The 13,149-nt window shown below is 58.2% G+C and carries 14 protein-coding genes and 1 tRNA gene; 6 read left to right on the top strand and 9 right to left on the bottom strand.

Annotation, left to right across the window (positions count from 1 at the left end; all coding sequences use genetic code 11):
• From IH944_00650 to IH944_00635, 4 genes are all read left to right on the top strand, one after another.
• The gene (locus tag IH944_00650; protein ID MCH7903055.1) at positions 1-321 is read left to right on the top strand and encodes a co-chaperone GroES; all 321 of its coding nucleotides are present in this window, start codon (positions 1-3) and stop codon (positions 319-321) included.
• A complete protein-coding gene (gene groL / locus IH944_00645; protein MCH7903054.1) occupies positions 321-1,916 on the top strand; it encodes a chaperonin GroEL in 1,596 nt (531 codons plus the stop codon). Before IH944_00650 ends, groL begins: the two co-directional genes overlap by 1 nt.
• Positions 1,917-2,210: 294 nt before the next feature.
• Positions 2,211-2,957, top strand: coding sequence for a hypothetical protein (locus IH944_00640; protein ID MCH7903053.1), 747 nt, complete (start codon positions 2,211-2,213; stop codon positions 2,955-2,957).
• Positions 2,958-3,138: 181 nt separating this feature from the next.
• On the top strand, positions 3,139-4,158 hold the full coding sequence (locus IH944_00635) for a hypothetical protein (protein ID MCH7903052.1): 1,020 nt from the start codon (positions 3,139-3,141) through the stop codon (positions 4,156-4,158).
• Positions 4,159-4,175: 17 nt separating this feature from the next.
• Here IH944_00635 and dnaK read toward each other — a convergent pair whose 3' ends face one another.
• The 6 genes from dnaK to IH944_00605 form a co-directional block, all read right to left on the bottom strand.
• Positions 4,176-6,092 (bottom strand): molecular chaperone DnaK, encoded by a 1,917-nt coding sequence (gene dnaK, locus IH944_00630; GenBank protein MCH7903051.1) that lies wholly within the window; start codon positions 6,090-6,092, stop codon positions 4,176-4,178.
• A gap of 117 nt (positions 6,093-6,209) precedes the next feature.
• Positions 6,210-6,608: a hypothetical protein gene (locus IH944_00625; GenBank protein MCH7903050.1), complete on the bottom strand. Its 399-nt coding sequence runs from the start codon at positions 6,606-6,608 to the stop codon at positions 6,210-6,212.
• A 46-nt stretch (positions 6,609-6,654) separates the two neighbouring features.
• A complete protein-coding gene (locus IH944_00620; protein ID MCH7903049.1) occupies positions 6,655-7,125 on the bottom strand; it encodes a hypothetical protein in 471 nt (156 codons plus the stop codon).
• 9 nt (positions 7,126-7,134) lie between these two features.
• Positions 7,135-7,476 carry a P-II family nitrogen regulator gene (locus tag IH944_00615; GenBank protein ID MCH7903048.1) on the bottom strand — a complete coding sequence of 114 codons (342 nt, stop codon included), beginning with the start codon at positions 7,474-7,476 and terminating at the stop codon, positions 7,135-7,137.
• A 26-nt stretch (positions 7,477-7,502) separates the two neighbouring features.
• The gene (gene hslV, locus IH944_00610) at positions 7,503-8,036 is read right to left on the bottom strand and encodes an ATP-dependent protease subunit HslV (protein MCH7903047.1); all 534 of its coding nucleotides are present in this window, start codon (positions 8,034-8,036) and stop codon (positions 7,503-7,505) included.
• 43 nt (positions 8,037-8,079) lie between these two features.
• Positions 8,080-9,501 carry a family 10 glycosylhydrolase gene (locus IH944_00605; protein MCH7903046.1) on the bottom strand — a complete coding sequence of 474 codons (1,422 nt, stop codon included), beginning with the start codon at positions 9,499-9,501 and terminating at the stop codon, positions 8,080-8,082.
• 66 nt (positions 9,502-9,567) lie between these two features.
• Here IH944_00605 and IH944_00600 point away from each other — a divergent pair, with 66 nt between their 5' ends.
• Positions 9,568-10,092: an LmeA family phospholipid-binding protein gene (locus tag IH944_00600; GenBank protein MCH7903045.1), complete on the top strand. Its 525-nt coding sequence runs from the start codon at positions 9,568-9,570 to the stop codon at positions 10,090-10,092.
• On the opposite strand, the gene galE is transcribed toward IH944_00600, so the two are convergent.
• On the bottom strand, positions 10,080-11,063 hold the full coding sequence (gene galE / locus IH944_00595) for a UDP-glucose 4-epimerase GalE (GenBank protein ID MCH7903044.1): 984 nt from the start codon (positions 11,061-11,063) through the stop codon (positions 10,080-10,082). The two genes, IH944_00600 and galE, sit on opposite strands and share 13 nt — an antisense overlap.
• Positions 11,064-11,182: 119 nt before the next feature.
• Here galE and IH944_00590 point away from each other — a divergent pair.
• Positions 11,183-11,267: transfer RNA gene (locus IH944_00590), tRNA-Leu, on the top strand.
• Between the two features lie 160 nt (positions 11,268-11,427).
• Here the strand turns inward: IH944_00590 and IH944_00585 are convergent.
• Together IH944_00585 and IH944_00580 are read right to left on the bottom strand one after the other, a co-directional pair.
• Positions 11,428-12,435: an inorganic phosphate transporter gene (locus IH944_00585; GenBank protein ID MCH7903043.1), complete on the bottom strand. Its 1,008-nt coding sequence runs from the start codon at positions 12,433-12,435 to the stop codon at positions 11,428-11,430.
• Positions 12,428-13,057 carry a DUF47 family protein gene (locus IH944_00580; GenBank protein ID MCH7903042.1) on the bottom strand — a complete coding sequence of 210 codons (630 nt, stop codon included), beginning with the start codon at positions 13,055-13,057 and terminating at the stop codon, positions 12,428-12,430. The genes IH944_00585 and IH944_00580 overlap by 8 nt, the downstream gene beginning before the upstream one ends.
• Positions 13,058-13,149 lie beyond the last annotated feature (92 nt).

The raw sequence follows: 13,149 nt of genomic DNA, 5'->3' as shown, positions 1-13,149 counted from the left end.
ATGAAGATTCAACCTTTACACGACCGACTCGTCGTCGAGGCCTCGGACAAAGAAGAGGTCAGCGCTGGCGGGATCATCCTGCCCAACGCGGCGCAAGAGAAGCCGATGCGCGGCAAGGTGCTCGCGGTCGGGCCTGGAAAACAGCTCGACAGCGGCGCGCTTGCACCGATCGACGTCAAGAAAGGCGAAACGGTTCTATACGGAAAGTACGGCGGAACGGAAGTGACCGTAGACGGCAAGGATTACGTGATCCTCAGGGCCGACGACATTCTTGGAATCGTTGAGCCGGCAAAGAAGAAAGCTAAAGCGGGTGCCCGATAATGCCGGCCAAGGAGTTGTTGTTCGGCGGCGAGGCGCGCAAGGCTATCGAGCGCGGGATCGACAAGCTCGCGAACGCCGTCAAGGTGACGCTTGGTCCTCGCGGGCGCAACGTGGTGCTCGAAAGGAAGTTCGGCTCGCCTGCCGTGATCAACGACGGCGTGACGATCGCAAAGGAGATCGAGATCGAAGATAGATTCGAGAACATGGGCGCCCAACTGATCCGGGAAGTCAGCACGAAGACGAACGAACTTGCAGGCGACGGGACAACGACGGCGACCGTGCTCGCTCAGGCCATCTTCCACGAAGGCGCAAGAAATGTAGCCGCTGGCTCGAATCCGATGCAGATCAAGCGCGGGATCGAGAAAGCGTGCAACGCCGTCGTTGAGAAGCTCGCGAAGATGTCCAAACCGGTCAAGGGCAGGTCGGGCATGATCGAGGTTGCGACAATCTCTGGCAACGACCCCGAGATCGGCGAGCTGGTCGCCGAAATCCTGGACACTGTCGGAAAGGACGGCGTCGTCAGCGTCGAGGAGTCAAAGTCGGCGGAGACCAGCTTCGAGATCGTCGATGGAATGCAGTTCGACAAGGGCTACTTGAGCCCGTATTTCATAACCGATCCCCAACGCATGGAGACGGTGTTCGAAAACCCGCTCATTCTGTTCTTCGAGAAGAAGATCGCGAACGTGCAGGATTTGGTCCCGCTGCTGGAGACGGTTCTCAAACTGGGCCGCCCGTTCCTCATCGTCTCGGAGGACGTCGAGAACGAGGCGCTCGCGACGCTCGTGCTGAACCGCATCCGGGCAAACTTGCAGCTTGCCGCTGTGAAGGCGCCTGGATTCGGCGATCGACGAAAGCGAATGATGGAAGACATGGCGATCCTCACAGGCGCACAGTACGTGAGCGAGGACTTGGGGCTGCAGCTGGACGGGGTCACGGTCGACATGCTCGGTACGGCGAGCCGCGTGATCATCACGAAGGACAACACGACGATCATCGATGGCAAGGGCAAGAAATCTGAGATTCAAGGCAGGATCAAACAGATTCAGGCCGAAGTCGAAAGGACGGAGTCCAAGTACGACACCGAGAAGTTGCAAGAGAGGCTGGCGAAGCTCGCTGGCGGAGTCGCCGTTGTGAATGTCGGCGCCGCAACCGAAACGGAGCTGAAGGAGCGGAAGGCGAGAATCGAAGACGCTCTCGCTTCCACGCGCGCAGCGCTGGAAGAGGGCATCATTGCAGGCGGCGGCTCGGCGCTCATTCAGGCTGGAAAGGTGCTGGACAAGCTTGAGCTGGACGGCGATCAGCAGATCGGCGTGTGGATCATCCAAAACGCCATCGAGGCGCCGCTCAGGACGATAGCGGACAACGCTGGCGAAGAGGGCTCGGTCATCGTCGACAAGGTCAAGAACGGCAAGACAGGCGAAGGGTTCAACGCCGAGACGTTGGTGTTTGAAAACCTGATGGCGTCGGGCGTCGTCGATCCCGCCAAGGTCGTCCGAACATGCCTCCAAAACGCTTCCTCGATCGCAGGTCTTCTGCTGACCACAGAGGCGGCCGTCGCGGACGCGCCAGGTGATGAGGACGAAGGCCACGGATAGGCAATCAGAACCTTCGGAATGCGACTTTCAGGGCTGATCCTGTCTAGGATCGGCCCTGAGAGCGTCGGGTTGCTGGCGATTGCAGCCAGCCTTCGCAACACACCTTGCTCGAATCAGCTGGGCATAGATCAACCGTAATTCAGCACTCTGTCGGGCCGCTTTTGCATCGCGTCCCTTCAGGCGCGAGCCTTTTGAACCGAAGTCCTACCTGGAGCCTGACACTATTACCAGGTGAATCACGGGTATCCTAGCCAGCGGCACCTACGGATAGGTGCTGGTGCGAGGCACACAAATATGATGAAACGGCTGATTACTGCTTCCCTATTAGGATTCGTCGCTGCAACAGCTTTTGCGCAGTCCGGCAACAACTACCGCCTGAACTTCAGCGGTGAACTCCAGTCAATGTACGTCTGGCGTGGGATTAACATCGTTGACGGCTCGGTATTCCAACCGGCCCTGTACTTCGAGCACGACAGCGGGCTCAGTGTTATGGTCTGGGGCAATATGGATCTGACCGATGCAAACGGACTCGAGGGTGAGATTACCGAAACCAGGATTGGCGTTCGGTACATGTTCCAGACCGCGCATGCGGATATGTGGGTCGGCTACTTACGATACACCTACCCGAATACGGCTATGGCAGACACGGCCGAGGTAGTCGCGTCGATCACGTTCAAGACTGCTGGCAATCCGACTATAACGGCGTTCCAAGACGTCGATGTCGTCGAAGGGTTCTACATCATGGGGTCGTTTTCGACGAGCCTCGCAAATGTCTTTGCGTTCAGCGGTCAGTCGCAACCTCTCGACGTGCGGCTTTGGGTTGGATTTGCCAACGAGGCTCACAACTTCTTCTACTACGGATCTGCGACATCGGGGATCACCGACGCCGGGGTCAGACTGTCGACGGGCATTCCTATCGGAGGCAACTTCACGTTGACGCCGAGCGTCACGTACGCAACGCTAGCGAGCGACGATCTGCTTGCCGGCGCGCCGAATCGCCAAAACGTATACATAGGAGTATCTATAGGCCTAGAATTCTAGGTTCCTTTCGGATCGCGACTAAGCGGGCCCGGGGCGATCTGCCTCAGGCCCGCTTTCTGTCGATCACGGTCGAGAATCCAGTTCGTCTCGACCGATAATTCGAGATTCGCTTGCCGAATCTGCGTTTATGTCATAGAATAAGGTGTGCGCTCGCGCAATGCGAGCGCAGAGGTTCATAGGAGTGTCTTGGCAAGATAGGGAGACAGTTGGACAACAGGCCGTAGCGGATGTTCACGGCCAGTTGCAAGTACCGCCGGATTGGTCGGTGATCAATGCGGAGGGCTTCACTTGGTGGCCGCACCAATTCGCCCAATCGGTCTGGACCGACGAAGGGGTGTTTCGCAACAGCCGGTCTATTTACAGGCTTCACACCGAAATCGACCTTGTTCGCGGTCGTGGACAAAGCGCCAAGTTGAACATCGCGCTCGAGCACGAGATGGATCAGTGTAACCTGTCAGCCCTGGTGTACGATCAGCCTAGCGACACCTATCGACTTCATAGCAGCGTTTTTGCAGAGGAGGACAACATCCACTGGATCTCAAAGCTCTTCAGTGCTGCAGTGACGTTGCAAGTAGTTGAAGCTAAAGCGATCGCCGCGCACCTTGCGAAGAGCAACCGGGCTGCTCCGGCCATTAGCGGACACCCGACGGCAGGCCTGCGTGAAGAACCGGACAAGCTGCTCAGTACCGCGCTGGGGCTCTTCACAACCGGCGGAGCACAAGACTGTCGATGGATCGACGTAGACGAGTGGAAGCAGGTCGACTGGGCCATGGAGCGCCAGGCGTTGGATTATGAAATGACTCCGGGCCGCCAACTCGCCGCACGCTTCTTTTGGGCTGCGGACGAGTCTCAGTCAATTGACTTGGCGATCAGTACGGACGAGCCGCACGAATTGCTCGGCAACGGACTCCATTTCACACTGATGATCCCGCTAAGGGCATCGGCTCAGCACATCGCTCAAATGGCCCTCGAGCTGAACGAGAACGAGCGAGCCAATTGGCACACGTCCCACATGCTCGGCTCCTGGTGCAGCCACTATGACAGCCTCGCGTTCCGCCTTTTCATACCGAATGTACTGTACCAAGTTGGGATACTGGAAGAGATCGCAGTGACGATGTCGACCAGGGCGATCTGGGTCACAGAGTTCTTTCTCGAAAAGAAGCAGCAGGCAGAGATGGCCCGAGATGCTACCGTACTCTAAGCGCCACGGGCCTTGTGCTACTTCTCCTCGTTGAACTCCGCGTCGATCACGTCTTCGCCAGAAGCGTCGTCGCCGCCAGCAGCCACCCCGGCGCCAACGGTCTCTTCCTCACTGGCCGCCTCAGGCTCGCCTTGGTCCTGGTACAGCCGCTCCGCTAGCTTGTGGCTCTCTGCCTCCAGAAGCTCCATCTGTTCTTTGATCTTGTCGTGGTTGTCGGCTTCAAGCGCGACCTTGAGCAAGTCAAGGTGCTCTTCGATGCGACCGCGCTCGTCCTCGTCGATCTTGTCACCAAGGTCTTTGAGCATCGTCGTCATGCTCGACGTCAACTTGTCCGCGTCGTTCTTCATCTCCGCGATCTTGCGAAGTTCTTGATCCCTCTCAGCGTTGGCTTCTGCTTCCTTCACCATGCGGTCGATCTCTTCGCTGTCAAGGCTGCCAGAACCAGAGATCGTGATCTTCTGTTCGTTCCCTGTCGCCTTGTCCTTGGCGCTGATGTTCAAGATCCCGTTCGCATCGATATCGAACGTCACTTCGACTTGCGGCAACCTCGCCGGCGCCGAAGGGATTCCGGTCAGATTGAACTGGCCTAGGCTCTTGTTGTCCTTCGCCAACGTTCGTTCACCCTGCAGAACGTGAATCGTGACCTCCGTTTGGTTGTCGACCGCTGTCGTATAGACGCGCGTCTTTTTCGTCGGGATCGTCGTGTTCCGTTCGATCAGCTTGTCGCAGATTCCGCCTTGCGTCTCAACGCCCAAGGAGAGGGGAGTAACGTCGAGCAACAGGATGTCGCGAACATCCCCGCCGAGCACTCCAGCCTGAATGGCTGCTCCGACCGCCACGACCTCGTCCGGGTTTACAGTGCGATTCGGCTCCTTCTTCGTCATTTTCTTGACAAGCTCTTGAATCATAGGCATTCTCGTCGCTCCGCCGACCAGGATTACCTCTTGGATTTCGTCGATCTTGTTCTTCGAATCCGCCAGAGCCTGCTCCAGCGGCTTCTTGATTCGAGTCAGCAGGCCTTTGCAGAGATCCTCGAACTTCGAGCGCGTCAACGTCATTTCTAGGTGGACGGGCTCGTTATCGATCGCGGTGATATACGCCAGGTTGATCTCGGTGGAGACAGCGCTGGACAGCTCGACTTTCGCCTTTTCGGCAGCTTCTCGCATCCGCTGCAGAGCCTTTGTGTCCTTCCTGAGATCAGTGCCGTGCTCCTTCATGAACTCCGTTGAAACGTAGTCGATGATCTTCTGGTCGAAGTCGTCGCCTCCGAGGTGGCTATCGCCGGCCGTCGACTTCACTTCGAACACCCCCTCGCCCACGTCGAGGATGGAGACGTCGAACGTCCCGCCACCAAGATCGAAGACAAGAATGGTCTCGTTCTCCTTCTTGTCCAACCCGTACGCCAGCGCCGCCGCGGTCGGCTCGTTGATGATTCTGAGAACTTTGAGCCCTGCGATCTCGCCAGCGTCCTTCGTCGCCTTTCGCTGGCTGTCGTTGAAGTACGCCGGAACCGTGATCACGGCCTGATCGACGGTTTCACCGAGGTACGCCTCTGCGTCAGCCTTCAGCTTTTGCAGGATCATCGCGCTGATCTCTTCAGGCGTGAAGTCCTTGTCGACTGCGGGAATGTGGACCACGGCGTTGCCCTTCGAGTCCTTCCGAACCTCATACGTCATCCGCTCGCACTCGGTCTTCACCTCTGAAATCTTGTGGCCCATGAACCGCTTGATGCTCGAAACGGTATTGCCAGGGTTTGTCACGGCCTGCCGCTTTGCTGTCTCCCCCACCAAGCGCTCGCCGTTCGCCTTGAACGCGACCACGCTCGGAAGGGTACGGCTGCCCTCAGCCGACGGTATTACCTGCGGCTCCCCGCCTTCCATTACTGCGACAACCGAATTCGTCGTTCCTAAGTCGATTCCTACTACTCTGCCCATCAATTTCCTCGTTAATGTTTAGACACTCACTAAAGTTGAGCGCCCCACACTCATGTATACGGAGATAATACCCCTCACGTTATGCTCTTGAGCCAAAATCGGGACCGTTTGCCCGGTTCAGCGGGCTTCGCGGCGAAACAGGACATTCCCCTGCGTGGGGTGCTTCATCACAATTTCGTTTGGCGTTACAAACTCGATTTCTGCCACCCAGTTTTCAAGAAGATGGTCAGTCCGGTTGCCGTCGGCGTCGATCGTGTACTTCTCCTCTTCAATCACCTTGAGCCGACCGTCCTCAAACCTATAACGCCCCTTCATTTCGGATCTTTGGCCGCTCGTGCGGTGATAGGAGTGCAGGATCGCGCCGTCCTTGCGGAGCGTAATTCCTGAGCCCGCTCTGAGCACCCTCTGCTCGACTCCAACGTAATCAATCCAGGTACCGGTAATGTCCGGCTTCTTGCAAGTGATCATCAAGACCGGTATCAGCAGAATCAGTACCGTTAAGACGAACCACTTCATACACTAAGTATAGCGACTTCTCGCTCTGCGGCCAGCGGGGAGACGGCTACGGAGCGCCCTTAACGTGCAGATGCTCGTACTCGCTAGGATCGTCGCACATACCTGCTTCCGCCGCGCCGTCCAGAATCAAAGTCCAGGTCTGTTCGTACTCTTCATCATCGCGGATTATTCTGTCGTAACTTTCGAAATAGAACGGAGGCCATCGCTCCTTCGACTTCTTGATGATGTCTTTGCCCGCCTTCGCTTTCGCCTTTTCGACGGCATCGCTCAGCTCGTACTTGCCGCCTGACGCCGCGTCCATAACGGTGAAGACCATCTCAGTCTTTTCTGGAAGAACGCACAGGATCGCGTAGTCGAGCTTCCGCCCGTCGCACTTCAGCAGTCTTGAGACGAGCGCTGTTCGCTCTGAATCCTCCAGCGACCGCTTGTGCCGGAAGGTCACGTAGTAAGTGACGTTCTCCGCCCGCCAGTGCGGAAGCCGGCCCCGCCAAATCGAGAAGTTCTTCCAAGCTGCCATCGCGTGAAGTCAACTCAGAGCCGCGTCGCCGCGCTCCCCTGTTCTAATCCGCACCGCTTCCAGCACGTTCGTCACGAAGATCTTGCCGTCTCCAAGCTCTCCAGTCTGCGCCGCAGAGATGATCGCGCTCAAGCTCTCTTCAAGCTGCTCGTCGCACACAACGATTTCCAGCTTCATCTTTGGCACGAGGTTCAAGGCGTACGTACTGCCGCGAAACTGCTCCGTCTGCCCCTGCTGGCGGCCGTATCCGCGAACCTGCTCAACGCTCATGCCGCGCACACCGATCTCCTCCAAGCTCATCTTGACTTCCTCCAGCCGGTTTACGCGTATGTATGCCTCAATTCGCTTCATCGAAAATCAATTTACCTAGGACGGGGTCAAACAACAAGCTCCACCTGAATGATGTCGTTGGTGTATACACAGATTTGAGATGCGATCAGCAGCGCCTCGCGGGCGACCTCCTCGGCGGTCATGCTCGTATGCTTCAAGAGCGATCGTGCTGAGGCGAGAGCTAGCGGCCCGCCTGAGCCGATTCCAGCAACACCGTCATCCGGCTCGATCACGTTGCCGTCACCGCTGATCAGCAACATGCCGTCTTTGTCAGCCGCAATGATCACCGCGTTCAAGTGCCGAAGAACCTTGTCCGTGCGCCAATCCTTCGCGAATTCAACCGCCGACCTGCGCAGGGCGCCGCTGTACGCCTCTAGCTTCGCCTCGAAGCGATCGAGCAACGCCTGCGCGTCTGCAACGGAGCCCGCGAAACCGCAGACGACTTTGCCGTCCGCCAGGCGATGCACCTTCCTCGCAGTGCTCTTGACGATCGTCGCCTCACTCATCGTCACCTGGCCATCGGCGGCGATTGCAGTCTGACCGTCTCTCGTGACGCCGATCACTGTGGTCGAACGAAACATGGCTTGCAGTTTACATCCTGCCAAGGATTGGCGAGTCCGACTTTCAGGACACTCGCTGCAGCGGGCTTTCGTTGCCGACCAGGTCCAGCAGGGAGACCCAGACGGCGACTGCCTTGCTCAGGCGGAGACCTGAGATCGATTTCCTGGCTGAGCTCGTCACTTTGATCAGGGTTGCGCCGTCGCCGAAGTCTGCGTAGATCGCATAGAAACGGGCGTCCTCGGTCGCGCCGGATAGCGTCAGACGACCATTATTACTGTTCAGCGAACAGTCGGGGGCAGACGGCGGAACGTCGTCGAGCCAGGTCGTCGCAGGTACGAGAGCCTTCTCTTTGTACACCCCTGTCGTCAGCGCGTCGTTCACCCCCTTGTAGTCGAGCGTGAAAGCCTTCATGCTGAAGTGGACGTTGCCGCCAGCGCCCATATCGCGGGTCATCTGGATCTGGTCTGTGACCTCCTTGGTTTGCCACGGGTTTCTGCTGCGGTTGAGGTTGCTCGGTATGTTCCCGGGCCAAAGGTGGATGTTCTTCGGGTTGTGCCGCTGCCAGTACTCGAGCAGAAGACGGTAGCTCTGGTCGCCCTCGATCGGCCAGTAGAGCTGGGGCGTGAAGTAGTCGCACCACCCGTTCTCGATCCACTTCACGGCGTCGGCGTAGAGCACCTCGTACTGGTCGAACGTAGCCTGGACACCGTCCGGCGTGTTTGCCCGAGCGATGCCGAACGGGCTGATCCCAAACTTGACCCACGGCTTCCGCTCTTTGATCCCCTTGTAGACCCTCTCGACGAAAGTGTTGACGTTCTTCCTTCGCCAGTCTGCTCGGCTTAACTTCCCTCCCGATTCGACGTACCGGTTCCAACTCGGATCATCAGGAAAGTCAGCTCCGCCGCCATAGGACGGATACGGATAAAAGTAGTCGTCGATGTGGATTCCGTCGACGTCGTACCTCTCGACCACGTCCATGAAAACGTTGAACGAGTGGTCCTGCACCTCCTTCTCGCCAGGGTCCATCCACAAGTAGTCGCCGACGGTCTTCACGACGGATGGATTGATCATGGCGAGATGCCGACGAGACAGCGCGCCGTCCTGCGCCGGGTGGTTCGCTCGGTACGGATTGAACCAGCAGTGAACCTCCAGTCCCCGGTCGTGCGCCTCCTCGATCACGAAAGTCAGCGGGTCCCAGTTGCCTTCGGGCGCCCTTCCCTGCTCGCCCGTCAAGTACCACGACCAAGGCTCATATGTGGACTTATAAAACGCGTCGCCGGACGCGCGAATCTGAAACACGATCGCGTTGAAGTTGTTGCTCTCGCACCGATCCAAGATCGTAATCATCTCTGATCGAAGCTCTGCGTTGGTCAGTCCCGGCCTGCTCGGCCAGTCGATGTTTGCCACAGTCGCGATCCAAACGCCTCTAAACTCCCTACTGGCAGGGCTCTCGATGCCCCCACTCTGGGTAAAAAGAACTTGCATCACAGCGCAAAGCATGGCGCAACCGTACCTCAGAGGTAGACGCCTGAAGGGCGCTCGATCAATATCATGTCGCAACAGTGGGCCGCCAACGATTTAGCATTGACCGCCAAGAACCTGCGCCTTCCGATCGGGCTGGTTCTGGATACCGTCGAGATAAACGTTCAAGAGACAAACATCACGTCCGATCCCCTACAAATCCAACTCGAGGAGGCCGGCACGGCAGAAATCTCGGTTTCCGAGTCATCCATCGCTTCGTTCTTAGAGCACCTCAAACCCGGAGGTCTTTCCGGATTCTCCGTCAGGATCGAGGACGGCATCGTGCATATCCAAGCGGTCATGCAAATGATCATCTCTATTCCGGTCGCAGCTACTTGCTCGCTCTCGATAACGGACGAGATTCAACTGGTATTAGAGCTGCTAGACGTCTCTCCTGCCGCTGGGCGACAGATACTTGAGGCGCAACTCGCGAACATCAACCCGCTTTTCGACGTATCTCAGTTGCCGATCGCCGTCACTTTGACCGAAGTAAAAGCCGAGAACGGCACCATCTTTTTGGCCGGAGACTTGCGGCCTCCAGATCACTTGTCATAGCCGTCTGGAAACTCCTGCATCCATTTCCACGCGTGCTCGATCATCGTGCCGACCTGCGGATACTCAGGCTTCCAGCCAAGCTGTTTCGCGATGCGATCGCTGCTGGCGACCAGCTGCGCCGGATCTCCGGCGCGGCGCGCCTCATCGGTACACGGGATCGGCGAGCCGACGACGCGCTCTGCCTCGGTCAGCACGTCGCGGACGCTGAAGCCCGACCCGTTGCCGAGGTTGTACTGAGTAGACCCGCACCCGCCGAGCAGCGACTCCATCGCCAGCACGTGCGCCTGTGCCAGGTCTATGACGTGCACGAAGTCGCGGACGCACGTGCCGTCCGGCGTGTCGTAGTCTGTGCCGAACACCTTGAAGCCGGACGTCTTCCCCGCTGCCGCCATCAAAATGCGGGGGATTAGGTGCGTCTCCGGGCGGTGATCCTCACCGAGGACGCAATCCGGATCAGAGCCGGCTGCGTTGAAGTACCGCAGTGCTATAAACCTCAAATCGTATGACTGAGAGAAGTCTTGGAGCATCTGCTCGACCATCAGCTTTGAGTGGCCGTAAGGGTTTGTTGGCGACTTCGCGTGATCTTCTTCGATAGGCACGCTCTTCGGATCGCCGTAGACCGCGGCCGTAGAGCTGAAGACGATTTTAGAGACGCTTGCTCGCATCATCGCCTCAAGAAGGTTCAGCGAGCCGCCTACGTTGTTCCGATAGAACTGACTCGGTTTCTCAACGCTCTCTCCGACCTCGATGTACCCGGCAAAATGCATCACGACGTCGATGTCGAACTCAGTGAACAGCCGGTCGATCGACACTCGATCCCGAAGGTCTCCGTAGAAGATCGGACTCTTCCCCGCCGCCCTCTGGTGTCCCCGCTCTACGTTGTCAAATATGACGTGATCGATTCTGCTCTGGCGCAGAACTTTGCAAACGTGCGAACCGATATAGCCAGCGCCGCCCGTGACCAGGACCATGATCGTGTGTATACCTTTTTGGCGGCGTCGCCTAGTGGTCGCCTGGTAGTCGCCAAGTCGTCTCCTGGTTGTGTCCTATCAGCACATAATCCGGTAGGTATCCTTTGACACCGAACCGTGGGCGAGTGGCGGAATTGGTAGACGCGCTGGATTTAGGTTCCAGTGTCTCACGACGTGGGGGTTCGAGTCCCCCCTTGCCCACCACCGTTGTAGTCCCGAGTCATGAGTCCCGAGTACCGAGTCATGAGTTCGGGGGTTCGGGGGTTCAGCGGATCGAGGGTGACGCATCACCCTTCTCGTAATGCCCAACCGGGTGTCACGGTCTGGCCCGACAAGGCAGGCCGTGCGAACTGCCAACTCGCCCCTAAACATCCGGCCAGACGAAGCTGAGCAACCAATAACTAACTGCGCTGACAGCGGCGGCGGCCGGGATCGTGATGACCCAGGCGGCGACCACCTTCTTCGCCACGCCCCAGCGAACTGCCGAAAGCCTCTTCGACGTGCCCACGCCGAAAATCGACGATGTGATCGCGTGAGTCGTCGAGATCGGCATCCCGAAAACGCTGGCTGTCGTGATGACCGCCGCTCCCGCCGTTTCCGCCACGAAACCGTGAACCGGCTCGAGCCGGATGATCTTCTGGCCCATGGTCCGCATGATCCTCCATCCTCCGGCAGCCGTGCCCGCAGCCATCGCAGAAGCGGCGGCGAAGATGACCCAGACCGGCACGTCAGCATCCGCAGGAAGCACGTTGTGCGCAATGAGCGCCAACGTGATAATGCCCATCGCCTTCTGGGCGTCGTTCATGCCGTGCGAGAACGCCATAGAAGCCGCCGACAGGAGCTGTAGGCGCCTAAAAACGTTGCCGATCCTGCCCGGGTTGCTATGCCTGAAGAACCTTGCGATCGCTTTCATCAGGAAGAAAGCGATGACGAACCCGGCGACCGGCGAACCGACGAGCGGGTAGACGACCTTCTCCATCAGGCTGCCCCACTGGACGATCGCCGTGCCGCCTTTGGCGAGCGCTGCCCCTATCAGACCGCCGACCAGAGCGTGCGATGAGCTAGACGGAATCCCGTAAACCCAAGTCACCAGGTTCCAGACGATCGCGCCGATGATCGCGGCGAGCACCAGCGTCTCCGTGGCCGCATCCAAAACGACGATGCCCTTTGCAATCGTCTTGGCGACGTGGGTCGCGACGAGCGCTCCCATAAAGTTGAGCGACGCCGCCATGATGATCGCCGCCGTCGGGGAGAGCACACGAGTCGAAACGACTGTCGCGATAGCGTTGGCCGTGTCGTGGAACCCGTTGATGTAGTCGAACGCCAACGCAGCTGCGATGACGACGATCAACAGGAGCGTGATGTCAGGCATATTTGTCGATGATCATCCCGACGATCGCCGCGATGTGCTCGCACTTGTCCGTAGCCCTTTCTATCCGGTCATACATCTCTTTCCACTTGATGACCATCAGCGGGTTGTCCGCCTCTTCCTCGAAGAGCAGCTTGAGCGCCGCTCGGAACGCCTTGTCGCTCGTGTTCTCCGCAGTGTGGATCTCCTTGAGAATCTCCCTGAGCGGATGGTTCTTCCGGAAACCATGGCGGATGCCGTTGATCGCTTCCTCGGTCAGCTTCGTGATCGTCACGAGGAGGACGGCGAGTCCTTCGAGGTCGGGCCTCGCCTTTTTCAGCCCGTATATCTCTGTTCGGGCGCCAGCGGCCTCGATCAGGTCGGTGACGTCATCAAGCGCGGAGCTGAGCTCTCGAAGGTCGTCCTTGTCGAGCGGCGTGATGAAGGTGGTCGCAATCCTGTTCTGCAGCTCGTGGGTAGCGGTGTCCCCTTCGTCCTCCAGGTCGTCGAGGATCTTCGTGTGCTTCGGTAGGTTGTCGAAGTCTCGGACTAGTTCCAAAAACGCTTCGGCCGAGCGCGTGGCGACGTTTGCCTGCCGCTCTAAGAGCTCGTATAGCGCCAGGTCTTTCTTGCTCTTCAGTAACATGGACACCCTGTTCGGCGACGACTCTCGCGTGCGCCACTCGCATTATGACCTGCGGGAAGATCGACCATTTCGGGACTATTTCGGGACTATTC

It is taken from the genome of Armatimonadota bacterium (assembly GCA_022563855.1).
In the GTDB taxonomy this organism is placed as follows: Bacteria; Armatimonadota; Fimbriimonadia; order Fimbriimonadales; family Fimbriimonadaceae; genus JADFMN01.
The sequence above is the reverse complement of the archived record's forward strand: the minus strand, read 5'-3'. Positions and strand labels throughout refer to the sequence as shown.